At 68.0% G+C, this 22,514-nt stretch carries 21 protein-coding genes and 1 CRISPR repeat array; of the genes, 17 read left to right on the forward strand and 4 right to left on the reverse strand.

The window, feature by feature from the left end; all coding sequences use genetic code 11:
* Positions 1-36: 36 nt before the first annotated feature.
* On the reverse strand, positions 37-1,062 hold the full coding sequence (locus DFP85_RS02410) for an aldo/keto reductase (RefSeq protein ID WP_133634593.1): 1,026 nt from the start codon (positions 1,060-1,062) through the stop codon (positions 37-39).
* A gap of 264 nt (positions 1,063-1,326) precedes the next feature.
* On the opposite strand from DFP85_RS02410, the gene cas3 reads away from it, so the two are divergent.
* The 16 genes from cas3 (at position 1,327) to DFP85_RS02485 (ending at position 18,705) form a co-directional block, all read left to right on the forward strand.
* On the forward strand, positions 1,327-4,032 hold the full coding sequence (gene cas3, locus DFP85_RS02415) for a CRISPR-associated helicase Cas3' (protein ID WP_133634595.1): 2,706 nt from the start codon (positions 1,327-1,329) through the stop codon (positions 4,030-4,032).
* Entirely contained in the window at positions 4,013-5,710 is a 1,698-nt protein-coding gene (gene casA, locus DFP85_RS02420) for a type I-E CRISPR-associated protein Cse1/CasA (RefSeq protein WP_243737181.1), read from the forward strand. Before cas3 ends, casA begins: the two co-directional genes overlap by 20 nt.
* Positions 5,707-6,363 carry a type I-E CRISPR-associated protein Cse2/CasB gene (gene casB / locus DFP85_RS02425; RefSeq protein WP_243737182.1) on the forward strand — a complete coding sequence of 219 codons (657 nt, stop codon included), beginning with the start codon at positions 5,707-5,709 and terminating at the stop codon, positions 6,361-6,363. Before casA ends, casB begins: the two co-directional genes overlap by 4 nt.
* A gap of 29 nt (positions 6,364-6,392) precedes the next feature.
* A complete protein-coding gene (gene cas7e, locus DFP85_RS02430; RefSeq protein WP_133634599.1) occupies positions 6,393-7,466 on the forward strand; it encodes a type I-E CRISPR-associated protein Cas7/Cse4/CasC in 1,074 nt (357 codons plus the stop codon).
* 9 nt (positions 7,467-7,475) lie between these two features.
* Positions 7,476-8,231 carry a type I-E CRISPR-associated protein Cas5/CasD gene (gene cas5e, locus DFP85_RS02435; RefSeq protein ID WP_133634601.1) on the forward strand — a complete coding sequence of 252 codons (756 nt, stop codon included), beginning with the start codon at positions 7,476-7,478 and terminating at the stop codon, positions 8,229-8,231.
* Positions 8,231-8,923, forward strand: a complete 693-nt coding sequence (gene cas6e / locus DFP85_RS02440) for a type I-E CRISPR-associated protein Cas6/Cse3/CasE (protein ID WP_133634603.1) — start codon at positions 8,231-8,233, stop codon at positions 8,921-8,923. The genes cas5e and cas6e overlap by 1 nt, the downstream gene beginning before the upstream one ends.
* A 27-nt stretch (positions 8,924-8,950) precedes the next feature.
* Positions 8,951-9,871, forward strand: coding sequence for a type I-E CRISPR-associated endonuclease Cas1e (gene cas1e, locus DFP85_RS02445; RefSeq protein WP_133634605.1), 921 nt, complete (start codon positions 8,951-8,953; stop codon positions 9,869-9,871).
* A gap of 1 nt (position 9,872) precedes the next feature.
* The gene (gene cas2e / locus DFP85_RS02450) at positions 9,873-10,169 is read left to right on the forward strand and encodes a type I-E CRISPR-associated endoribonuclease Cas2e (protein WP_133634607.1); all 297 of its coding nucleotides are present in this window, start codon (positions 9,873-9,875) and stop codon (positions 10,167-10,169) included.
* Between the two features lie 106 nt (positions 10,170-10,275).
* Positions 10,276-12,316: direct repeats of the CRISPR family, unit length 29 nt; unit sequence CCGGTCCCCGCAGGCGCGGGGATGATCCG.
* A 243-nt stretch (positions 12,317-12,559) separates the two neighbouring features.
* Complete coding sequence (locus tag DFP85_RS02455) at positions 12,560-13,783, forward strand: YbfB/YjiJ family MFS transporter (protein WP_133634609.1); 1,224 nt, start codon at positions 12,560-12,562, stop codon at positions 13,781-13,783.
* A gap of 158 nt (positions 13,784-13,941) precedes the next feature.
* A complete protein-coding gene (locus tag DFP85_RS02460) occupies positions 13,942-14,355 on the forward strand; it encodes a hypothetical protein (RefSeq protein ID WP_133634611.1) in 414 nt (137 codons plus the stop codon).
* A 106-nt stretch (positions 14,356-14,461) separates the two neighbouring features.
* Positions 14,462-15,538, forward strand: a complete 1,077-nt coding sequence (locus DFP85_RS02465) for a DUF2235 domain-containing protein (RefSeq protein WP_133634613.1) — start codon at positions 14,462-14,464, stop codon at positions 15,536-15,538.
* 94 nt (positions 15,539-15,632) lie between these two features.
* Entirely contained in the window at positions 15,633-15,767 is a 135-nt protein-coding gene (locus DFP85_RS19185) for a hypothetical protein (protein WP_279512915.1), read from the forward strand.
* Between the two features lie 2 nt (positions 15,768-15,769).
* Positions 15,770-16,231 (forward strand): DUF3592 domain-containing protein, encoded by a 462-nt coding sequence (locus DFP85_RS02470; RefSeq protein ID WP_166644575.1) that lies wholly within the window; start codon positions 15,770-15,772, stop codon positions 16,229-16,231.
* A gap of 80 nt (positions 16,232-16,311) precedes the next feature.
* Positions 16,312-17,373, forward strand: coding sequence for an endonuclease/exonuclease/phosphatase family protein (locus tag DFP85_RS02475; RefSeq protein ID WP_133634617.1), 1,062 nt, complete (start codon positions 16,312-16,314; stop codon positions 17,371-17,373).
* 90 nt (positions 17,374-17,463) lie between these two features.
* Positions 17,464-18,021, forward strand: coding sequence for a hypothetical protein (locus DFP85_RS02480; protein WP_133634619.1), 558 nt, complete (start codon positions 17,464-17,466; stop codon positions 18,019-18,021).
* A 96-nt stretch (positions 18,022-18,117) separates the two neighbouring features.
* Entirely contained in the window at positions 18,118-18,705 is a 588-nt protein-coding gene (locus tag DFP85_RS02485; RefSeq protein WP_133634621.1) for a DUF4202 domain-containing protein, read from the forward strand.
* 33 nt (positions 18,706-18,738) lie between these two features.
* On the opposite strand, the gene DFP85_RS02490 is transcribed toward DFP85_RS02485, so the two are convergent.
* From DFP85_RS02490 to DFP85_RS02500, 3 genes are all read right to left on the reverse strand, one after another.
* Complete coding sequence (locus DFP85_RS02490; RefSeq protein ID WP_133634623.1) at positions 18,739-19,107, reverse strand: DUF6746 family protein; 369 nt, start codon at positions 19,105-19,107, stop codon at positions 18,739-18,741.
* A 124-nt stretch (positions 19,108-19,231) separates the two neighbouring features.
* On the reverse strand, positions 19,232-20,287 hold the full coding sequence (locus tag DFP85_RS02495; protein WP_133634625.1) for a C45 family autoproteolytic acyltransferase/hydrolase: 1,056 nt from the start codon (positions 20,285-20,287) through the stop codon (positions 19,232-19,234).
* Between the two features lie 92 nt (positions 20,288-20,379).
* Positions 20,380-21,144, reverse strand: a complete 765-nt coding sequence (locus tag DFP85_RS02500; RefSeq protein WP_133634627.1) for a dienelactone hydrolase family protein — start codon at positions 21,142-21,144, stop codon at positions 20,380-20,382.
* 139 nt (positions 21,145-21,283) lie between these two features.
* On the opposite strand from DFP85_RS02500, the gene DFP85_RS02505 reads away from it, so the two are divergent.
* Positions 21,284-22,489 (forward strand): ABC transporter substrate-binding protein, encoded by a 1,206-nt coding sequence (locus DFP85_RS02505; protein ID WP_133634629.1) that lies wholly within the window; start codon positions 21,284-21,286, stop codon positions 22,487-22,489.
* The last annotated feature ends 25 nt before the right edge of the window (positions 22,490-22,514 follow it).

Genomic DNA, 22,514 nt, shown 5'->3' on the forward strand with positions numbered 1-22,514 from the left:
ACCTGCCCGTCGAGGCCTCACGGTGGGTTTACGCAGCTAGGCGGGGGTTCCTGTATCTGACTCGCCGAACTCCTCGGTGTCGACCTCCGCCTGCTGGGCCTCGCCGTAGCGGGCCCCCGCCACCTGGTGCGGGGTCAGCATGGCATCCAGCCGGGCCACATTCTCCGGTGCCAGCGGCAGGTGCTCCGCCGCCAGGTTCTCGCGCATGTGATCGATATCGCGCGAGCCGGGGATCGGCAGGATGTCGTCGCCCCGGGCTCGCAGCCAGGCCAGGGCCAGCTGGCTTGGTGTAATGCCCAGCTCCTCCGCCAGCGCCGTGAACTCCGCCAGCAGGCGCAGGTTGCGGGGATGGTTCTCGGCGCTGAAGCGCGGCATGCCGCGGCGCAGGTCGCTCTCCTCGAGGCGCGAAGGGTCGCTGACGGCACCCGCCAGGAAGCCGCGCCCCAGGGGGCTGAAGGCCACCAGGGCCGTATCGGCCTCGCGGCAGGCCTCGATCAGGCCGATCTCCGGGTTGCGGGTCCACAGCGAGTACTCGGATTGCACTGCCGCAATGGGATGCTCGTTGCGTGCCCGGCGCAGGGTGGCCGCCGAGACCTCGGAGAGCCCGATGGCCCGCACCTTGCCCTGCGCCACCAGTCGGGCCAGCGCGCCGACGCTCTCCTCGATGGGCACGCCCTTGTCCCAGCGGTGCAGGTAGTAGAGGTCCAGGTGGTCGGTGCCCAGCCGCGCGAGGCTCGCCTCGCACTGGCGATAGAGCGTCTCGGGGCGCCCATCGATCACCTTGCGGCCGAGCTCGGGGTTCATGGCCATGCCGCACTTGCTGGCCAGCAGGATCTCGTGGCGTTTGCCCGCCAGGGCCTTGCCCACCAGCCTCTCGTTGGCCGTGGCGCCGTAGAGGGTGGCGGTATCGAAGTGGCGGTAGCCCATGTCGAAGGCCGCCTCCAGGGCATGCAGCGCCTCGCTCTCGGGAAGCGGGCTGCCGTAGCCGTGGGAGAGGTTCATGCAGCCCAGGCCGATCTTCGGTGAGGCTACTTCCATTAGGCTGTCAAACACTGTCGACATGGCGATTCTCTCAGGCGGTGGGGAGGTGGAGAAGGGCCATCATGCCAGAATGCATTGATCTGGTTCAGTCGATTGCATGCCAAAGGAGCCCAGTGGCGGGATGCCTGCGTTGATGATGTCTCGCGCAGTAATAATCGGTGAGGGTATATAGATGTCCTGAATCAAGGCCGGCTTGATCAGTGTCGTGGGTGGATCTTCAGGGTGGCAGGGAATGATTAAGGATGCTTGTATGGAGATGGCGACGAAATAATGTGAGAGACAGGGATGTTGTATCACCTCTACTGGGGCAAGGCGAAAGCGGTGGGTGAGGGCGATAGCTGCCACCTACTGCCCTATCACAGCCTGGATGTGGCCGCCGTCGGCTGGACTCTACTCGCCCCTGAACGGCCCTTGGCGCAGCGACTTTCCCAGCAGTTGAATATCCCCCCTGACGCGCTTCGCCGACTTCTCGTTTTCCTGCTCGGGTTGCATGACCTTGGCAAGTTCGCGCGTGCCTTTCAGGGGCTGGCCCAGCCGGAAGGCGTCGACCTTGTGCCGCCCATCGAGCGTCTCGCCTACACCGAACGCCATGATCGACTGGGAGCGCTGGTGTGGCAGTCCTGCTGGATCGAGTGGTGGCAGGACGGCACGCTGAAAGACTCCGTCGCGCTGCCGCCGCGCCGTGAGCGCCGGCAGCTGGCGGAGTCGCTGCGCGCCTTGCTGGCCCCGATGTTCGGTCACCATGGCCAGCCGGTAGAGGCCGGAAATCTGTGTGTGGATCAGTTCTTCGGTGAGGATGATTTCGCTGCCGATAGCAAGGCCGCACGCCATTTCGTCGCCGACTGGGCGAAGGTGATCGACCTCGATTGGCCGCTCGACCGGCTGACATCGCCACAGTGGCGAGACGCCTTCCTGGCCGTGAGCTGGACGATTGCAGGCTGGGCGACGCTCAGCGACTGGCTGGGTTCCAATCGTGACCACTTCGCCTACTGCCAGGAGGCCATGCCGCTGGCCGACTACTGGCCGATCGCACGTGAACGGGCCGACCAGGCGCTGCAGGATAGCGGCTTTGCACAGCCACCCGAGCCTGTGCCCTATGCCGGGCTTGCCAGCTGGTTCGGCGGGCAGGCGATCACGCCGACCCCGCTGCAGCGGGAGGCCGAGCGCCTGTCCATCGGCGACGGTCCGCAGCTCTTTGTCCTCGAGGACGTGACGGGGGCAGGCAAGACCGAGGCGGCCTGTATCCTCGCCCAGCGTCTGCTGGCGGCCGGTCAGGGCGAGGGGCTCTATTTCGCCTTGCCGACCATGGCGACCTCCAACGCCATGTACGAGCGTCTCGGCCGACTGCATCACCGCTTCTATACCGAGGCCTCACGGCCCTCCTGCGTGTTGGCCCACGGTGCCCGGGAGCTGAACGACGCCTTCATGCAGGCCGTGGCGGCGGCGCAGCCGGAAGATCGGGACTACGCCACCGACGACATGACGGCCACCACGCGTTGCAATCGCTGGCTGGCCGATTCGCGCAAGAAATCGCTGCTGGCCGACGTGGGCGTCGGCACCATCGATCAGGCGCTGATGGGGCTGCTGCCCTTTCGGCATCAGTCGCTGCGCCTCTATGGCCTGGCACGCAAGGTGCTGATCGTCGATGAGGTGCATGCCTACGATCACTACATGCAGACCCTGCTCCATCAGCTGCTGACCCATCACGCCCGCCAGGGCGGCAGCGCCATTCTGCTGACGGCCACCATGCCGCTTGCCATGCGCGAGGCTCTGGCCATGGCATGGCGACAAGGGCTGGGACAGGCGTCGGCCAAGCTTCAGGAAGAGGCGTTCCCGCTGTTGACTCAAGTGGGTGAGGAGCTGGAGCACGAGACCCCGTTGGCCACCCGGCCTGAGGTAGCCCGCGAGGTGGGCATCGACTGGCTGGCCGCTGAGGAGGACGCGCTCGAGACCGTGATGGCGGCGGTCGAGGCGGGGGAGTGCGTCGCCTGGGTGCGCAACACCGTGGACGACGCCATTCGCGCCTTTGAGCAGCTTCGCCAACGTCACCCCGATCCCGAGCGCTGCCTGCTTTTTCATAGCCGCTTCGCGATGGTGGATCGCCAGCTCATCGAATCGGACGTCCTCGAGCGGCTGGGCAAGGCCTCTACCCCCGACCGGCGTCGCGGCCAGGTACTGATCAGTACCCAGGTCTTCCAGGAATCGCTCGACTGCGACGTGGATCTCATGATCAGCGATCTGGCGCCCATCGACTTGCTGATTCAGCGCGCCGGGCGCCTGCAGCGTCACGTCCGTGGCTCGCGCCGCGCCCCGGTGCTCAGCGTCCTGGCCCCCGAATGGAGCGATGCGCCGGATGCCCAGTGGCTGAAGCGTGTCCTGCCGGGCACTCAGGCGGTCTACCGCGATACGTCCCTGCTGTGGCTGACCCAGCGCACGCTTCGTGAACTTGGTGCGATCCGCATGCCCGGGGAGGCGCGCGAGCTGATCGAGAGCGTCTACGGCAACATCGCCGAGCTGGTGCCGGATGATCTCCAGGAGGCCAGGTGGGAGCAGCGCGGCATGCAGGGCGTGGCCGTTTCCATGGCCCACTTCAACGCCCTGTCGCTCGAGCAGGGCTACCTTCGTCAGCCGGAGATCGACCAATGGCAGGAGGAGCGGGAGATAGGCACTCGGCTGGTCGACGAGCCCACAGTGAACGTTGTGTTGCTGAAGCGTGACATCGACGGCGAGCCGGTGCTGTGGGCCGAAGGCGAGCGCCATGCGGCCATGCTCAGCCAGGTAAAGCTGCGCCAGAGCCAGGCGGAGAAGCTGGCGGACCTGTCGGCCGGCGACCAGGACCGCTGGAAGGTCCTGCAGGGGCGCCACAAGGCGCTGCACTTCACCCGCCCCTGGCTGGTCGAGGCCGATCCCGGCTGCGCCTATGACGCCCAGTGGGGGGTGAGGTTCTCCATGACAACGGACAATCAGGGAGATGGATGTGAATCTGCTTAATGAGCCGTGGCTGCCTTTTCGTACCAGGGACGGTGCCATCGTCCACCGGCCTCCCAACGTGATGGCCGATCCCGAGATCATCGATCTCGCCCTGCCGCGGGCCGACTTCCAGGGCGCGGCCTACCAGTTCCTGATCGGCCTGCTGCAGACGGCGCTGCCGCCGGAGGATCAAGGCGCCTGGTTGGATCGCTTTCTCGAGCCGCCCGGCGTCGGTGAGCTCGATGCCGCCTTTTCGCCCTTCGTCGCTGCCTTCGAGCTTGACGGCGAAGGACCGCGCTTCATGCAGGACCTCGATCCGCTCGAGGACGTCAAGGAGGCCACGGTCAGCGGCCTGCTGATCGACGCGCCGGGCGCGAACGGCATCAAGAACAACACCGATTTCTTCGTGAAGCGCGGGCGGGTCAAGGCGATGTGCGAAGACTGTGCGGCGCTTGCCCTGTTTACCATGCAGATCAATGCCCCGGCCGGTGGGGCGGGCATTCGCGTCGGCCTGCGCGGCGGCGGACCGCTGACCACGCTGGTGTTGCCGGAGTCGACCGACGCCAGCCTATGGTCTCGGCTCTGGAGGAACGTCGTGACGCCCAGGGCGCTCGCTCGCTCCGGGCAATCATGGCAGCCTCCGCGCGCCGATGATGACAGCCTTTTCCCGTGGATGGCGCCGACCCGCGTCAGTGACAGGAAGGGCACCGAGGCTCTGCCCGAGAACATGCATCCGCTGCACCCCTACTGGTCGATGCCGCGTCGTTTCCGGCTGCTCTTCGAGGACGAATCGTGTGTCTGTGATCTCTGTGGCCGCGACACCGCGCGTTCCGTGGGTCGTATCCGCGCCAGGAAGCAGGGGATCAACTATGACGGCCCCTGGCTGCATCCGCTGACGCCCTACCGTCGGGATCCCAAGAAGCCCAATGAGCCGCCGCTGTCCACCAAGGGCCAGCCCGGCGGCCTGGGGTATCAGCACTGGTCCAACCTGGTGCTGCAGGACGCCGATGGCAGCGGTGCGCTGCCCGCCCTGGCTGTTCAGGACTACGTCTCCCGCAAGGTACAGGCCGTCGATGAGGAGCGCCGGGCCGGGGAAGAAATCGCGGCACTGCTGAAGCATGCTCGGCTGTGGGCCTTCGGCTACGACATGGACAACATGAAGCCCCGCGGCTGGTTCGGCGTCGAGATGCCGCTGGTGGCCGTTCCGCCCGCACAGCAGGAGCAGCTGCGTGCCTGGGTCCAGCACTACACCGATCTGGCCAGGCAGATCGCCTGGATGGTGCGCACCCAGATCAAGCAGGCCTGGTTCGATCGACCCGCCGAGGCCAAGGGCGATATGAGCCATCTCGACCTGGCGTTCTATGACGCGACGCAGGGCGCCTTCTTTGGGGTCCTGCAGGGCTTCCAGGAAACTCTCGCCGCGGCTGACGGCCCCCCGTGCTTGCCTTCCGAGGTGGCCGAGCGCTGGTATCGCACGCTCAGGCGCGAGGCCATGGCGCTGTTCGAGGAGCAGGCGCTGAGCGGGGCGCTGGAGGCGGTGGACCTCAAGCGTGCCACCGCGGCGTGGCGACAGCTGCAGGGCTTCCTGGCTGGACGCAGCAAGGGCAGCAAGGGCAGCAAGGCCATTCGTGAATTTGCCGAGACCGGCGGCTTTCGCCTGACCGCCGCGCCGGCCGCCACCGAGGAGAGCGTATCGTGAGTGAAGTGCAACTTGCCCCGGAAGCCGAGGCGTCATCGCGCGTGCCGGAGCGGCTCCATGCCATCGAGCGCGGGGAAGCCGAGGCCCTGCGGCGCTGGTGGCAGCGCCTGACGCTGCCGGCAGAGACGCTCAAGGCTCATATGTCCCTTCCGCCCTGGCCCAAGGGCCTGCGGGCAACGCTGAGGCGCTGCGACACCACCGAGGCGGCGATGCTTACGGAAGCGTTTCGCCACCTCTGGCATCAGCTTCCGGACACTGTGGACCAGCCCGAATGGCGGCGCAATCGGCGGCTGCAGGCTTGGTCCTGCATCGCCCTGGTGGTGGCCGAGCTGCGCGAGGAGCGTCCCGGGATGCCGCTGGGGGCCGCGCTAGGTCAGCAGAAGCGTGAAACCGGCAAGCCGTGCATGAGCGAGCTGCGCTTTCAGCAGCTGATGACGTCGCGCACGCCGGAGGAGCTGGTTCAGCGCTTGCGCCGTGCTCTCGCGCTGATCGACAAGCGCGGCGTCAGCGTCGTTCATCTGGCCGGCGACATCGCGCTGTGGTGGCGGGAGTACCAGGGTGGAGTGTCACCCAAGCCGACACAGCGTCTCGGTTTCATCTGGGCCAACGACTACTTCGGTGCCGCCGCCGGCTACCGGACAGACACCCCGTGATCCGTCAACCACGACAGGGAGCCAATTCCATGAGCCACTTCATTCAGCTGCATCTGCTCACCGCCTATCCGCCGGCCAACCTCAACCGTGATGACCTGGGCCGGCCCAAGACCGCCATCATGGGCGGCGCCAAGCGCCTGCGCGTCTCGTCGCAGAGCCTCAAGCGCACCTGGCGCACCTCAGCACTGTTTGAAGAAGCCGTGGGTCAGCATCGCGGCATGCGTACCAAACAGGTGGGCGTCCAGGCCGCCACGCGCCTGCAGGAAAAGGGCGTGAAGGAGAAGGATGCCAAGGCGTGGGCCACGGAGATCGCCAAGGTCTTCGGCGACGTGTCCAAGGGCGAGCTGGAAACCAGTCAGCTGGTGCATGTCGGCCCCGAGGAGCAGGCTGCGGTCGACGCCCTGGTGGAGAAGTTGGCCGACGAGCAACGCGCGCCGGAGAAGGAAGACCTCAAGCTGCTGCGCCACAAGCCGTCGGCCGTGGATATCGCGCTGTTCGGCCGCATGCTCGCGGCCTCGCCCGCGTATAACGTCGAGGCCGCCTGCCAGGTCGCCCATGCCATCACCGTGCATGCCGCAGAAGTGGAGGACGACTACTTCACGGCAGTGGACGATCTGAACAGCGGTGACGAGCATCGCGGCGCGGCGCACGTCGGCGAGGCCGGGTTTGGCGCGGGCCTGTTCTACGGCTACGTATGTATCGATCGCCGACAGCTGATCGAGAATCTGGACGGTGACGTGGCGCTGGCCGATCGGGCCATCGCGGCCCTGGTGGAGGCCGCCGTGAAGACCTCGCCCAAGGGCAAGCAGAACAGCTTCGGCTCCCGCGCCCACGCCAGCTATGCGCTGGCCGAGACGGGCGGACAGCAGCCGCGCTCACTCTCGGCAGCCTTCCTGCGTCCCGTGGCCGGGCAGGATCAGGCACTGGATGCCATCGCGCGCCTGGAGCGTCAGGCGCAGGCCTTCGACGCCGCCTATGGCCCCGGTGCCGATAAGCGCTTTATCGTGGCGGCCGACCCCGATTATCCGGAGCCGCAGCTGTCCGGTAGGGTGCTCAAGGGCAGCCTGTCTGAGCTGATCGACTTCCTGTCCAGCGAGCAGTAAGGAGAGCTCATGACGGAGTATCTGATCTTTAGGCTCTACGCGCCGCTCGCCAGCTGGGGCGAGGCCGCGGTGGGCGAGTCGCGCCCGACCGCCACCTACCCGCGGCGCAGCGCCATCATTGGACTGCTCGGCGCGGCGCTGGGGGTACGCCGCGATGACGACGAGGGGCAGCGCCGGCTGCGTGACAGCCTCGGCATCGCCATCAAGCAGCGTTCACCCGGCAGCCTGCTGCGCGACTACCACACGGTACAGGTCCCGGCCTCGCAGTCCAGGGTGACCTATCGCACACGACGAGACGAATTGAATGCCCCAAAAAAGGTTATCAACACCATCCTTTCCAGCCGGGACTACCGCTGCGATGGCCTGTGGACGGTCGCCGTCTGGCTGATGCCCCGGGCGGAGCTGGCGCTCGAGGCGCTGGAACGGGCGCTCGAGTCGCCCTACTTCCCGCTCTACCTGGGGCGCAAGGCGTGCCCGCCGGGGGCGCCGCTTGCACCCCGTCGCAAGACCGTCGCCTGTCTGCGAGACGCTCTGGACACCGACTTTCCGCCGCTGTGTGGAAGAACCACCGAAGAGGAGCACCGGGCGTTGAGGCTGCCGGATAATTCGCTCTACGCCTGGGAAGGTGATGCGGAACGTCTGGACGGCAATGGTCGCGGCGTGGAGTCCAGCGAAGCCTGGGATGACCCACTCCATCGCCGGCGTTGGCAGTTTGGTCCGCGCACCGAATATCGCCGCATGGTCCGGGCAGGGGAGGAGCGCTAATGTACCTTTCTCGTGTGCGTGTCGACCTGAACGGCCTCTCTCGAGGCGTCCTGTTCGACATCATGGATGGCAGGGCCTACGCCGCCCATCAGCTGCTCTGGCGGCTGTTTCCGGATCATCAGGGCGCTCGCCCCTTCCTGTATCGTCAAGAAATGGAGGAGTCCGGCGAAGACGGAGTGCCAAAAGGACTGCCGCTGTTCTATGTGCTGTCGGACCGCGAACCGCAACCGATTGCCGGACTGCTCGAGGCGCAGTGCAAGCCGTTTGCACCGGTGCTGGAGGCCGGGGATAGGCTCGCCTTCCGGTTGCGAGCCAACCCCACGATAGCGAAGTCGGTGACGGGCCAGCGTGGGCAGCGCGCCGATGTCCTGATGGCCGCCAAGTATCCCTTCGAGTCGGGCGGAGACAGGAAGAGTCAGGCGTGCGCCGACGCGATGGATGCCGCCGCTCGAGGCTGGCTCGAGGAGCGTGCCGGTGCCTGGGGCTTCCGCCTGCCGGTGGCCCCGGAAGTGGGGGCCTATCGCCAGCACGCCCTGTCGAAAGACAAGGGCCGCCCAATCCGATTTTCCAGCGTCGACTACGAAGGGCTGCTGGAGGTCGTCGAGCCGGGGCGGCTGGTCGAGACCCTGGCGCAGGGCGTGGGGCGCGCCAAGGCGTTCGGCTGTGGCCTGCTGCTGTTGCGGCGTCCATAGCACCACCTTGCGGGCAGGGAGGCCGGGATGGGATTCATACCGCTCAAGCCGATTCCCGAGAAGGACCGCATGTCGATGATCTTCGTCGGCATGGGGCAGATCGATGTGCGCGATGGTGCCTTCGTCGTCATCGACGAGGTCAACGGGGAGCGCATGCATATCCCGGTGGGCTCGGTCGCCTGCCTGTTGCTGGAACCGGGCACGCGGATCTCCCACGCCGCCGTCAAGCTGGCCTCGGTCGTCGGCACCCTGCTGATCTGGGTGGGCGATGCCGGGGTTCGCCTCTACAGCGCGGGTCAGCCCGGCGGGGCGCGCTCCGACAAGCTGCTCTACCAGGCGCAGCTGGCGCTGGATGACTCGCTGCGGCTGAAGGTCGTGCGCAAGATGTTCGAGCTTCGCTTCGGGGAGCCGCCGCCCTCTCGGCGCAGCGTGGAACAGCTGCGCGGCATGGAGGGCGCCAGGGTGCGCAAGACCTATCAGCTGCTCGCCAGGCAATACGGCGTGAAGTGGCAGGGGCGTCGCTACGACCCCAGCCAGTGGAGCGCCTCCGATGTGGCCAATCAGTGCCTTTCCGCCGCCACCGCCTGTCTCTACGGCATCACCGAAGCGGCGATTCTGGCGGCGGGGTACGCGCCGGCCATCGGTTTCCTGCATACCGGCAAGCCGCAGAGCTTCGTCTACGATATCGCCGATATCGTGAAGTTCGAGACGGTGGTGCCGGCCGCCTTTCGGGTAGCGGCGCGCAATCCGATCTCGCCCGAGCGCGAGGTGCGTATTGCCTGCCGCGACGCCTTTAAGCAGACCAAGCTGTTGCAGCGACTGATCCCGATGATCGAGGAGGTGCTGGCTGCCGGTGAGATTGAACCGCCGCCCCCAGCCCCAGAGGCCATGCCGCCGGCCATTCCCGAGCCTGAATCCGTCGGCGACCAGGGACATCGGAGCAAGTGATATGGCAATGCTGGTGGTGGTGACCGAAGCGGTGCCGCCGCGCCTGCGCGGCCGACTCGCCGTCTGGCTGCTTGAGATTCGCGCCGGTGTTTATGTGGGCGATGTCTCCAAGCGTGTACGAGAAACGATCTGGGAGCAGATCAGTGCACTGGCTGAGGAGGGCAGTGTCGCCATGGCCTGGGCCAGCAACCATGAGTCCGGCTTCGAATTCCAAACGTATGGCGATAACCGCCGCGAGCCGATCGATCATGATGGTTTACGGCTGGTGCGTTTTCTGCCGTCTCGACCAACTGATTGATTTATAGAGATCTTTAACAATCTAGTCTGGTTGAAAAGCAAGCAAAATCGCCGGTGGAAATTCCGCTGGCGGTTTTCTTCTTTGTAAACAGGTGTCTACAATTAGTCCGGTCCCCGCAGGCGCGGGGATGATCCGCCCCCGATGCGGGTGGCGTCGGGGGCTAGCGTCCGGTCCCCGCAGGCGCGGGGATGATCCGCTGGCCGAACTGACCGAATAGCCATTGCCGAGCCGGTCCCCGCAGGCGCGGGGATGATCCGCCCAGGCCCGCGAGCATCCTGGCGATCCCGGGCCGGTCCCCGCAGGCGCGGGGATGATCCGATAACAAACGCCCCCAAGAAGGCTATAACGACCCGGTCCCCGCAGGCGCGGGGATGATCCGCGGCTCGGTCACTACTGACAGGAGGTGGGCATCCGGTCCCCGCAGGCGCGGGGATGATCCGTCGCTGAACCAGCGCTTGCTTTTCTTGCGCGTCCGGTCCCCGCAGGCGCGGGGATGATCCGGTAGGTGTGCGCATCAAAATGGACGTGTCGAACCGGTCCCCGCAGGCGCGGGGATGATCCGGCCGCTGAACTGCTGGGATTGGACCCGGTGACCCGGTCCCCGCAGGCGCGGGGATGATCCGCAGGCCGACAAGGCGAGCCGTCGCATTGTGTCCCGGTCCCCGCAGGCGCGGGGATGATCCGTCCCTAGACGCAGGAGTCGAGAAGATGACGAACCGGTCCCCGCAGGCGCGGGGATGATCCGCCGAGGCGGAACTGCGCGGCGCGGCGGTAGGCCCGGTCCCCGCAGGCGCGGGGATGATCCGGAGCGAACCACTGTCCGCCTGGCCTGCTCCAGCCGGTCCCCGCAGGCGCGGGGATGATCCGTCGGTATAGGCGCGGGTGTTGTTCTCGTGGGCCCGGTCCCCGCAGGCGCGGGGATGATCCGATCGACAATCCCGCCCAGGGCAAGCGGCTGAGCCGGTCCCCGCAGGCGCGGGGATGATCCGCTAGACCCGCTATCGACTTCATAAGCGACACGCCGGTCCCCGCAGGCGCGGGGATGATCCGGCGGTGAGGTCAGGGGCGCCACGATCGGCCAGCCGGTCCCCGCAGGCGCGGGGATGATCCGCAACGAGATCGTCGACGGCCTCAGCAACGAGACCGGTCCCCGCAGGCGCGGGGATGATCCGCCGTCGGCCATCCAGGCGGCGACGCCCCGGGCCCGGTCCCCGCAGGCGCGGGGATGATCCGGAACGGGACTTGACTTCGCAGTTACCGGCAAGCCGGTCCCCGCAGGCGCGGGGATGATCCGCCAGGTCATCCAGGCCGCCCGGCCCTGACCTTCCGGTCCCCGCAGGCGCGGGGATGATCCGGTTGCGGAACCACATAGGGTCTCTCCTCAGACCGGTCCCCGCAGGCGCGGGGATGATCCGCGCCGCCGGTGGATTGCGATTTTGCGGGCCGCCCGGTCCCCGCAGGCGCGGGGATGATCCGCGCCGGCTGCAGGGCGCCGTCGCGCGCCTGGTCCGGTCCCCGCAGGCGCGGGGATGCCCCGGTGGTGGTGTTGCGGTCTTCGGCCTCGCCGTCCCGGTCCCCGCAGGCGCGGGGATGACCCGCAGATATTGGCCGCGCACAGGCAGAACTATGTCCGGTCCCCGCAGGCGCGGGGATGACCCGGGATGCAGTGGATCGACACGACAAGGGAACTACCGGTCCCCGCAGGCGCGGGGATGACCCGGTCGAAAGCACCGCCAGATGCCCAGGGTAGAACCGGTCCCCGCAGGCGCGGGGATGACCCGGACATCGACGGCCACGAACTGGCGATGGTGCTCCGGTCCCCGCAGGCGCGGGGATGACCCGAAGACCGAGGACGGCGTGATTGCCGACGTGGTCCGGTCCCCGCAGGCGCGGGGATGACCCGTCGTAGATGTAGACGGTGCCCCGCGGGGCCCGCCGGTCCCCGCAGGCGCGGGGATGACCCGTCACGCTCCTGGCTCAACGCCATCTTCGGCTACCGGTCCCCGCAGGCGCGGGGATGACCCGTCCGCCTGGCACATGCCGGTCGGCGTCTCGACCCGGTCCCCGCAGGCGCGGGGATGACCCGTTGGCGCCGATCTGGTCGAGGTCGCTGCCCTGCCGGTCCCCGCAGGCGCGGGGATGACCCGCCGGCTCAAGATGGTGATGAGGCCCTGGCACCGGCGGTCAGGCGAGGAGGATGTGTTGGCACGCATGGCGTCCCCTGCCGTCAGGGGCCGCTGAGCGTTTCACATCGGGCCCTGGCCGTTGCCTTTTGGTCGCACGCCCCCGGTCAGAGCCGGGGGCGTGCGGTATGGTAGGCCGTTACCCTGCCGAACTGGCCCTCCATGGCAGGAAAATCCACCCTGACAGGGACTGACGGAGCGCCAGGCATGGCCCAATCCACTCCTCTCTCTCCGCGCTACCGGGTGCTGCTGGCCGGGCTGTTCAGCCAACTGCTGTGCGTGGGCGTGGCGCGCTTCGCCTACACGCCGCTGCTGCCGGTGATGCAGCAGCAGACCTGGCTGAGCGATGCCCAGGGCGGCTGGCTGGCCGCCCTCAACTACGCCGGCTACATGCTGGGGGCGCTGGTCGCGGCCTCGATCCACAGCATCCGGCTCAAGGACACCCTTTATCGCCTCACCCTGCTGCTGGCGGTGCTCTCCACCGCCGGCATGGCGCTGGCCGACAGCTTCTGGCTGTGGGCGGGCATGCGCTTCGTGGCCGGCTTCTCGAGCAGTGGGGCGATGCTGCTCGCCTCGGGGCTGATCCTGCACTGGCTGATCCAGCACCGTCATCGCGGCGAACTGGGCATCCACTTCGCCGGCCTGGGGCTGGGCATCCTTCTGGCCGCCCTGGCGGTGGAGCTGATGCGGTGGCTCGCCCTGGAGTGGCAGGCCCAGTGGTGGGGCTTCGCCGCCCTGGCCGTGGCATTGCTGGTGCCCGCCTGGCGCTGGCTGCCGCGACCCGCAAAGCCGGTCGAGGGTGGCGGTGGCAGCCGTCATCAGCAGGCTTCCCCGCCTTCGCGCACCTTTATGCGGCTGATGCTGGCCGCCTACTTCTGCGCCGGCTACGGCTACGTGATCAGCGCCACCTTCATCGTCGCCATCGTCGAGCGGGAGCCGCTGCTGGCTGGCGCCGGCAACTGGACCTTCGCGTTGGTGGGGCTGGCCGCCGCCCCCGCGGTGATGCTGTGGGACCTGATCGCCCGGCGCATCGGCTACCTGGGCGCGCTGATCTGCGCCATGGCCTTGCAGGTGGTGGGCATCGTGCTGCCGGCGCTGACCGATAGCCTCGCCGGCGTGCTGACGAGTGCGGTGCTCTACGGCGGCACCTTCCTGGGCTGCGTGAGCCTGGTTCTGACCATGGCCGGCCGGCTCTACCCGCAGAGCCCGGCACGGCTGATGGGGCGCATGACACTCGCCTACGGCGCGGCACAGATCATTGCCCCGGCGCTGACCGGCATGCTCGCCGAGGCCACCGGCCACTACGACACCGGGCTGTGGCTGGCGGGCGGCTTCGTGGCGCTGGGCGCGGTGCTGCTTGCCTGGCTGCGGCGGGTGGATAGAACCGCCCAGCGGCTGGATGCCGAGGCCAAGGCGGCCCCGGCGGGGTGAGGGGAGGCGACCGCGGTTGGCGGCGTGTCGATGGCGGGACCGGGGTGGGTTACCTAAGCTTACGCCATTGAAGGCTCGTTGATGCGATGGCAGGGAGGCCCTGGCCTGGGCCGCGCGGGGGCTTTCGCCGCTGCGGTTCGAGAACGAAGGGGCGAGTCATGATGACCATTATCGATACCATTCTGTCGGTGGGGCAGAAGCTGTTCAGTCTTCGCGAGGAGCTGTCCCAGGCGAGGCAGGCTCGCAAGCAGGTGGTGGCCGAGTTTCTGGAGGCCATCGCGGCAACCATCGAGGAAGCCAGCGCTGAGCTGAAGCAAGGGCACTATCCTCACGGAAAGTGTCAGGAGCTGTTGACCCACTCCCAGCACATGGAGGAGGCGATAGGCGACCTGATCGGCAATGCGCAAGCCGCCGAGCTCGGCGCCCAGCTCGCCGAGGTCCATGAGATAGAGCGGCTGCATGCCGAACTGGGCGGGACGGATGATGCAGAGCGTCAGCGCAAGCTCGGCGTGCTCGACCAGGCCGCAGGGCAGTTCAGGGCCACGTCGGCCTTCGTGAAGGTCAGCGCCTGAGCTGGCTCTGCCTTGCGGGTGGTCGACCCGGTGAGGGTGGGGTCGTCAGAAGGGGCTCTGCAGCGAAGGTCTGTGAAACGCCGTGACGTGAAGAGGAGTGCGTCCGATGTCACAACCCGTGCAGCGCCTCATCCTGCTGTTCGACGGCACCTGGAACGACCCCCAGGACCGCACCAATATCTATCGGCTGGCGCGGGACCTCCATGACCGCGACGCCCAGGGCGTCAGGCAGCGCTTCTACTACGAGCCGGGCGTCGGTACGCGGCAGTGGGAGCGCCTGGTCGGCGGGGCATTCGGGCTGGGGTTGAGCCGTAACCTGCAGCATGGCTATGACTGGCTGGTTCGCAACTACGTTGATGGGGGCCAGGTCTTCGTCTTCGGCTTCAGCCGCGGTGCCTATACGGCGCGCAGCCTGGTGGGGATGATCCGCAAGTGCGGGCTGCTGCGCATCGCGACGCCTGGCCTGGTAAAGGAGGCCGAAGCCCTCTACCGCGACAAGACGCTGTCGCCCAGGGATAGGGCCTGCTGCAGGTTCCGCGAGCGCTATAGCCGCGAGATCGAGATCGACTTCATCGGGGTATGGGATACCGTGGGGGCCCTGGGCATTCCCGGGACCCACTTCTCGGAACATGGCCGCTTCGACTGGCATGATACCGAGCTGTCGTCGATCGTGAAGCGGGCCTACCAGGCGATGGCCCTGGATGAGCACCGCAAGGCCTACGATGCCGCCCTCTGGACCCATGTCGGGGGCGAGAAAAAGCCCAGCCAGGACGAGGTAGAGCAACGCTGGTTCATCGGTGCCCATGCCAACGTGGGCGGTGGCTACCGGATGGAGGACGGTGGCTTCGATCCGCTGGCCAGCCTGGCCTATGGGTGGATGTGCGACAAGGCCGCAATGGCGGGACTCTCGCTGCATTGGGCCGAGCTCCCGGCCGACGCCCATCGCGCGCCGCCGAGAGACTCCTACGCGGAGTTCATGGCAGGCCTCTATCGCCGCTACCGTGCCCTGTGGGATCGGGATGGCGATGGCAGACACCATCGGCACTATGCCCGGGATGCGGAAGGCAACCGGGCGGTGGGTGTCAGTGTGGACTCCTCGGTGTGGCGCCGCTGGCAGGAAGATGAGGCCTATCGGCCGCCAACGCTGGTCCACGCGGGGTGCAAGCCGCCATCCGAGCCGTGATGGCGTCGAAGCGTCATGCCAGGGCTGGCTTACCTTGATGCCCTGGGGGAATATTCAGGACGGGCATCATTCACCGAGGCCAGGGAGACCTTCCATGCCCACCATCGCCCATTTTCAGGACCTGCGGCGCCTGGCGCGTTACGGCGCGCGCGATATCCACGACGCCGATCCCCACTGCCTGTGCCACGGCACCCCTTTCATGGCGGGTGCCGACAGGATGGGCGCCTGAACATGCCCGACATTCCCCTGCTGATCGCCATCGCCGCCCTGGTGGGTGCGGCCTTCTCTGCACGAAGCGTCTGGCAGCGCCGCCACGTCAGCCGCTGGCAGGAGGTGGCGGCTACCGTGACCGGGGCTGAGCTGGTCGAGCTCGGGTCCCGGGTGCAGAACCGCGAGGGGCCCGACCAGGAACGCCGCTACCTGGCCCGGGTGCACGTCCGCTATCGGGTGGCGGGGCGGGAAGTACGCTCCGACAACGGCCGCTTCGACGGCGCGCCCACCTTTACGAGCCGCGAGGCGGCCGAGGCCTGCCTGGCGGACTTTCCCGAGGGCCGCACGCTGCGCGGGCGCGTCGATCCCCGGGCACCCGAGCGCCTGCAGCTCGGCGACTCGAGGATCCCGGCGCGTCGCATCGGCCTGACGCTGTTCCTGCTGGTCATTGCCGCCTTCGCGCTGTTTATCTCCTTTCGCTGACATCCCCCTCCAGTTCTCGATAAGAGATTGATTATCCGGGTCGAGGCCGCCAGGATGGCGGCCTTTTGCGCGGAGGAAGGATGCCCCGTATCCGGCTCGCAGGGCTGCTGGCCCTGCTCCCCCTGTTCGCCCAGGCCGACGTGATCGTTGGCAGCTGGAACATCAAGCACCTGGGCTGGAACAACGACAAGGCCATGCCGCAGGTGGCTCATGTGGCCAACCACTTCGACCTGCTGGCGGTGCAGGAACTGATGGACCCGGCGGCGCTCGAGGCACTGGAGGGCGAGCTGGAGGCGCTCTCCGGTGAGGCATGGTCCTCCATGGCCAGCCACGCCCTGGGGCGCAGCTCCTACGAGGAGCACTATGGCTTCCTGTGGCGGGAGCGCGAGGTGGCCTATGAGGATGGCGCCGTGGTGTTCATCGACCATGGCGATGTCTTCTCGCGCGAGCCCTACTCGGCGCGCTTCCGCGACGTGGAGAGCGGCAAGGCCTTCACCCTGGCCACCGTGCACGTGGTCTATGGCGACAGCGTGGGCGACCGCCTGCCGGAGATCGAGGCGCTGGCCGACTACTGGCAGTGGCTGGGCGAGGTCCATCCGGGGGCGCCGCGTTTGCTGGCGGGGGACTTCAACCTGCCGCCCGACCATCCGGCCTGGCGAGCGCTTCGCGAGCGGGGTGCCAGGCCCGCGATCACCGAGGGTCGCTCGACCCTGGCGACCACGGCGGGCCAGTACGCCAGCCTCTATGACAACCTCTGGTACGACGCCGGGCGGCTGGCCCCCGACGACCAGGGCATCCTGCGTTTTCCTGAGCTGCTGCCCCTGGCCCACCAGGCGGCGCGCGATCGGGTCTCGGACCATGCGCCGGTCTATCTGACACTGAACGGCGCGGCGCTGGTCACGACCCAGGCCGGCAGCGGCGAGCTGGTGGCGACCCAGCGGCTGGCGAACTGCATCGACCTGAACGACAGCGACGCCACTCGCCTGGCAGAGCTGCCCCACGTAGGACCGGCGCGCGCCGCGGACATCATCGCCGGCCGGCCGTGGCGGGTGGCCAGTGAGCTCACCCGGATCGCGGGGATCGGCGACGGGCGGATGGGGGAGATCCGGCGCAGCGGCCTGCTATGTGGCGACAGGGGCTGACTGACCGGGACGGGACTGACCTGCCTCAAGGCGGCTCCTACGGGTGGCGACTACGCTTTTCAGGGTGCAAGCCCATAGAGGAGACCCGCCATGCTATTCCTCCTAGCTAGCCGATCGTTGACCCCTGCTTGTGGCCGGCGAGGCGCCCTCGTCCTGGGCACCCTGGTCACGCTGGGGGCCAGTACGGCCAGCCTGGCGGCGGACCCCGTCCGGTCCGAGCTGACGCCCAAGCTGCAGGGCCTGCTGCAGAAGGAGATGCTGCAGATCGAGCAGGCGATGCAGGAGATCTACAGCGCCATGCTGCAGGGCCGACACGCCGTGGTGGCGCAGAAGGGGCAGGCAATCCACGACAGCTTCATCCTCGAGCAGTCGTTGACCGATGAGGACCGCCAGGACCTGAAGGCTGCCGTGCCGCAGGCGTTCCTGCAGATGGATGCGACCCTGCACGAGCTCTCGGCGTCCCTGGCCGAAGCCGGCCAGGCCCGGGACACCGCCCGGCAGGTAGCGTTGTACGGGCGCATGACCGAGTCCTGCGTGGCGTGTCACGGCGCCTACGTCACCGACCGCTTCGAGGGCCTCGAGGGCGCCGACATCCCGGCCGGCTGGGGAATGGCGCCCTCCGCTCAGGGCAACGATCCACAGGATTGACCTGTCTGGGGTTTTGCGTCAGAACAGGCTGATGTTCCGGCCCGGTGGCGCGATATCGCCGGGCCGGCCCGCTTGTTCAGCACGGAGGCCAGACCCATGCCCCTTTCCCCCCTTGACCAGACCCTCGCCGCCCTGGATGCCCTGCACGCGGAGGACCCGCGCCGTGTGGAGGTGGATGGCGAGCCGGTGCCCCAGGAGCTGTGGCATGCCGGACGCATGAGTGCCTGGCTGGAGCGGCTGCACGAACATCCTGACGAGCTGATGCGCCTCGCGGTGCGCGGCCAGCACCTGCAGCGCTGGCAGGTGCCGCGCACGGATTACCCCGAGGGCCGAGTGGGCTATCTCACCTGGCGGCGTGACCAGGGCCAGCGGGCCGGCGAGACCACCGCCCGGCTGATGCAGGAGGCGGGCTACACCGCCGAGCAGGCCGAGCGGGTGGCGCGGATGATCCGCAAGCAGGGCCTGGGTCGTGACCCGGGCGCCCAGGCGGTGGAGGACTGTGCCTGCCTGGTGTTCCTGGAGAACTACTTCGGCGACTTCTCGAAGCAGATCGACCACGACCACCTGATCCGCATCGTGCAGATGACCTGGAAGAAGATGTCACCGCGGGCCCATGAGCTGGCGCTGGGGCTGCCGATGACGGCCGAGGCGCGCGGCCTGGTGGAGGAGGCGCTGGCAGGGTGAGTGCCCGCCCGGCGAGGGCAGGCGGGGGCGGGGCTACTCGACCAGGGTCCGGGCGGCCTCGAGGTAGGCCTCACCGTGGGTGCGCACGCGCTCGCGGTCGACGCTCTCGGAGCCCAGGTGCACCTCTTCAAGGTCCACGGCCATGGTGTCGAGCTCCTCGTCGATCTTCGCCATGGCGTTCTCCAGGGTGTAGGTGAGCTCATGGATGGTGCCGAGGTCGGCGTTGCTCAGCTCGTCCTGGGCGAGCAGCTCGGCCAGCTGGCGGTTGGTCTCCGAGAACTGGGTCACGGCCTCGGCCAGGGTGTCGGCGGCCTCGCCCTCGAAGTGGTCGGGGCGTTCCTCGGCCTGGGCGGTGGAGGCCAGCAGGCCGGTGCAGAGGGCGGCGAACAGCAGCTTCTTCATGGGGGCGTCCTTCCTGGTGATGATAATCAATCGCATGAATGACGCTATCACCCTCCCTGCCTAGTGACAATCCTTATCGTTTGCATTGATTTCGCATTTGATCTGTATCAGGTGCGGCGTGCCATCACTCGCTACCGAACTTCACCGTCAGGCTCTCGTCGCTCTCGCAGGGCTTGCCGTGACGCAGCGTCAGGCGACGCTGGGTGAGGTTCATCACCACCGAGAACAGCGTCTCCATGCGCTCCTCGGGGGGCTGGTCGGGGTTGAAGTGTCGGCAGAGGGAGAGCGGCGCGTTGTCATGGTCGCTCAGGACGGCGAACAGCTCGCCCTCGCCGATCTCGCCCTCGGCGGGCAGCCGCTCGCGCAGCAGGCGATCCAGCCGCGCCAGGCGGGGGCGGGAGTCGGGGCGCGGGAAGTCCTCGACCTGGCAGGTCGCGGCGCGGGCATAGAGGTGGTTGGTGTGGGTGACCAGGCCGCCCTCGGGGGCCAGTCGGCCGGGTTCGCCGGGGTGGACCTCCAGACCAGCCGCCTGGCCATCGGCACTGGCGATCAGGAAGTGGGCGGGCGAGCAGACCCGGTCGCGACTGGCCACGGCCACGGCACCGTCCATGTCGGGGCTCTCGAGGATCTTGCGCAGGGCGACGTGGATGGGCAGACCCTCGCCGCAGGTCTGCGAGCGGATGGCGTTGAGGCAGACCCCGATGCCGTGCTCGTTCATGCCGATCTTGGCCACCATGCCGGCCTCGCCGATGCTGATCAGGACGGGGGCGTCGAGGCCGCTGATCTCCAGCGCCACCACGTTGTGCAACTGGTCGGTGCGCCAGTCCCAGTTCTGGGCCAGCCACTGGGTGCCGTCGCGGTTCAGGGCAAAGGCGGAGCAGCCGCCGCTGGCCTGGGTCAGCGAGATCTCGCTGCGGCAGTTGAGGGTGAGGATGTCCTCGAAGTCGAGCCCGGCCCCGCGGGCGATGCCCTCCATCTCCTCGAGGATGGCGGGGAAGCCGCGCTCGATCATCGGCAGGAAGCGGCTGGCCGTCTGGCGCGCCCCGGCCCAGTCCAGGCCCACGAAGTCCTGGAACAGCCGGTCGTAGACCTCGAGGCTGTGGGTGATCAGCCCGGCATGGGCGCGGCCGTGGGCCTCGCCGATCTCGCTGCGGCTGCCGGAAAGAGGAGTGATATGCATGGTGACCTCATGACGCGGGGGCTGGTCACGATCACTGTAGCAGGCGGCGGGGCGCGGCAGCACCGGATCCTCGCCGGCGCTGCCGCCAGGCGTTAGAGCACCTCGTCGAGCAGGTCCTGGAAGGCCGCCCAGGACTTCTCGTCGGCGCGCTGCTGGTAGCGTTCGCTGCCGAAGACGGTGAAGGCGTGGGGGGCGCCGGAGTAGACCTGGATCTCGTAGGTGACGCCGGCGGCCTCGAGTTCCTTGCCGAGGGTGGCGACGTCGTCCAGCGAGATCGACTGGTCGGCGCCGCCGTGGGCGACCAGGATCGGGGCGGTATCGGCGTCGTACGACTGGCCCTCGGGGGTCGCCAGGCCGCCATGGAAGGTGGCGTAGCCGGCCACGTCCTGCGCCTCGCCGGAGCGGGCGAGTTCCAGCACCACGGCGCCGCCGAAGCAGTAGCCCATCACCACGGCGGGTTGGGCGGCCCCCTGGTTGCGGGCCTCGGCCAGGCCGGCCAGGGTCAGGCTGCGCATGCGCTCTCGGTCCTCGTAGAGCCGCGCGGTCTCGGCCTTCCTGGCCTCGATCTCCGCCGGGCGATTGCCCTGGCCGTAGAGGTCGACGGCGAAGGCGTCATAGCCCTGCTCGGCGAGCATGTCGGCACGTTCTCGCTCGTAGTCGTCGAGGCCGTCCCAGTCGTGGATGACCAGCACGGTGCCGCGGGTCTCGCCCTCGGCGGTGGCGAGGTAGCCCTCGAAGGCCTCGCCGCCGACGTCATAGGTGACGTCCTGGCCGGCGGGCTCGAAGGCGAAGGCGCTGCCGGTGGTAAGGCCAAGGGTGGCGGCCAGGGTCAGGGTGGCGTGAAGCGGGTGGGTCATGGTGTGCCTCCAGGGTCGATGGACGCCTGTCAGTATAGGCGTCGTCTCGGTGAGCGTTGGCGAGGCGGACTTGTGTTCTGCGGGCAAGGGTTCCAGATTGTGAAGGTGTGTTACCCGAGCAACCTGAGCGAGACGAACAATCATGAAAAAGCGCGTACTGGCGATGGCAGTCGCCGCCTCCACCGTGGCCCTTTCGGGCATGGCCCAGGCCGAGGTCAAGATCGGTTTCCTGGGTGGCTTCACCGGCGGGATCGAGAGCCTGACCCCGCCGATCTTCGATGGCGCCCAGCTGGCGGTGAACCAGATCAACGAGCAGGGGGGGCTCCTCGGCGGCCAGATGATCGAGATGCCCACCGGTGACACCACCTGCTCCGATGCCTCGGCGGCCTCCAACGCGGCCGACCGCATGGTCAACACCGAGCAGGTCACGGCCATCGTGGGTGCCCTGTGCACCGGCGCCACCATCGCGGCGGCCAACAACGCGGCCATTCCCGGCGGGGTGGTGATGGTCTCGCCGGCCTCCACGGCGCCGGCGGTCAGCGAGCTGGACGACAACGACCTGGTGTTCCGCACCGTGCCTTCGGACGCCTTCCAGGGCGAGATGCTGGCCAAGCTGCTGCTCGAGAAGGGCATCGACGAGGTGGCGGTCACCTACGTCAACAACGATTATGGCCAGGGCCTCTCCGACGCCTTCACCGAGACCTTCGAGGCCGAAGGTGGCACGGTGGCCGCGAACCTGGCTCACGAGGACAACCGCGCCGACTACCGTTCCGAGCTCGGCACCCTGTCGTCCAGCGGCGTGCCGACGCTAGTGGTGCTGGCCTATGCCGATACCTCCGGCCAGACGGTGCTGCGCCAGGCCTACGAGAGCGGCATGTTCACCCAGTACGTGGGGGCCGACGGCATGGTCGGCAACAGCCTGGTGGATGCCGTGGGCGCCGATGTCCTCGAGGGCATGATCGCGACCCGGCCGGGCAGCCCGGACCTGCCCGGTACCGCGCTCTTCGCCGAGGCGGCCGAGGCGGCCGACGTCGACCCCGATGCGGTGTTCGCGGCCCAGGCCTACGATGCCGCCTTCCTGCTGGCGCTGGCCATCGAGCAGAACGGCAACGCCGAGCGCGAGGGGCTCTCCGAGGCGCTGCGCAGCGTCGCCACGGCCCCCGGCGAGGAGATCCTGCCAGGTGAGTGGGAGAAGGCGGTGGAGCTGATCGCCGCCGGTGAGGAGATCAACTACGAGGGGGCCTCCGGTCGCCATGAGTTCAATGAGGCCGGCGACGTGCCGGGCATCGTGGTCGAGATGACCGTCGAGGGCGGCGAGTTCGTGCAGGTCGGCGAGCTCGAGTAGCATCCTCCCCCGGGCTGCCAAGCCC

This window comes from Halomonas ventosae, from assembly GCF_004363555.1.
GTDB classification, from domain to species: domain Bacteria; phylum Pseudomonadota; class Gammaproteobacteria; order Pseudomonadales; family Halomonadaceae; genus Halomonas; species Halomonas ventosae.

What these genes read in the sequence shown, in the direction of transcription:
- DFP85_RS02410 (WP_133634593.1), bottom strand. Translation starts at nt 1,062, where the DNA reads ATGTCGACAGTGTTTGACAGCCTAATGGAAGTAGCCTCACCGAAGATC.
- cas3 (WP_133634595.1), top strand. Translation starts at nt 1,327, where the DNA reads ATGTTGTATCACCTCTACTGGGGCAAGGCGAAAGCGGTGGGTGAGGGC.
- casA (WP_243737181.1), top strand. Translation starts at nt 4,013, where the DNA reads ATGGATGTGAATCTGCTTAATGAGCCGTGGCTGCCTTTTCGTACCAGG.
- cas7e (WP_133634599.1), top strand. Translation starts at nt 6,393, where the DNA reads ATGAGCCACTTCATTCAGCTGCATCTGCTCACCGCCTATCCGCCGGCC.
- cas5e (WP_133634601.1), top strand. Translation starts at nt 7,476, where the DNA reads ATGACGGAGTATCTGATCTTTAGGCTCTACGCGCCGCTCGCCAGCTGG.
- cas6e (WP_133634603.1), top strand. Translation starts at nt 8,231, where the DNA reads ATGTACCTTTCTCGTGTGCGTGTCGACCTGAACGGCCTCTCTCGAGGC.
- cas1e (WP_133634605.1), top strand. Translation starts at nt 8,951, where the DNA reads ATGGGATTCATACCGCTCAAGCCGATTCCCGAGAAGGACCGCATGTCG.
- cas2e (WP_133634607.1), top strand. Translation starts at nt 9,873, where the DNA reads ATGGCAATGCTGGTGGTGGTGACCGAAGCGGTGCCGCCGCGCCTGCGC.
- DFP85_RS02455 (WP_133634609.1), top strand. Translation starts at nt 12,560, where the DNA reads ATGGCCCAATCCACTCCTCTCTCTCCGCGCTACCGGGTGCTGCTGGCC.
- DFP85_RS02460 (WP_133634611.1), top strand. Translation starts at nt 13,942, where the DNA reads ATGATGACCATTATCGATACCATTCTGTCGGTGGGGCAGAAGCTGTTC.
- DFP85_RS02465 (WP_133634613.1), top strand. Translation starts at nt 14,462, where the DNA reads ATGTCACAACCCGTGCAGCGCCTCATCCTGCTGTTCGACGGCACCTGG.
- DFP85_RS19185 (WP_279512915.1), top strand. Translation starts at nt 15,633, where the DNA reads ATGCCCACCATCGCCCATTTTCAGGACCTGCGGCGCCTGGCGCGTTAC.
- DFP85_RS02470 (WP_166644575.1), top strand. Translation starts at nt 15,770, where the DNA reads ATGCCCGACATTCCCCTGCTGATCGCCATCGCCGCCCTGGTGGGTGCG.
- DFP85_RS02475 (WP_133634617.1), top strand. Translation starts at nt 16,312, where the DNA reads ATGCCCCGTATCCGGCTCGCAGGGCTGCTGGCCCTGCTCCCCCTGTTC.
- DFP85_RS02480 (WP_133634619.1), top strand. Translation starts at nt 17,464, where the DNA reads ATGCTATTCCTCCTAGCTAGCCGATCGTTGACCCCTGCTTGTGGCCGG.
- DFP85_RS02485 (WP_133634621.1), top strand. Translation starts at nt 18,118, where the DNA reads ATGCCCCTTTCCCCCCTTGACCAGACCCTCGCCGCCCTGGATGCCCTG.
- DFP85_RS02490 (WP_133634623.1), bottom strand. Translation starts at nt 19,107, where the DNA reads ATGAAGAAGCTGCTGTTCGCCGCCCTCTGCACCGGCCTGCTGGCCTCC.
- DFP85_RS02495 (WP_133634625.1), bottom strand. Translation starts at nt 20,287, where the DNA reads ATGCATATCACTCCTCTTTCCGGCAGCCGCAGCGAGATCGGCGAGGCC.
- DFP85_RS02500 (WP_133634627.1), bottom strand. Translation starts at nt 21,144, where the DNA reads ATGACCCACCCGCTTCACGCCACCCTGACCCTGGCCGCCACCCTTGGC.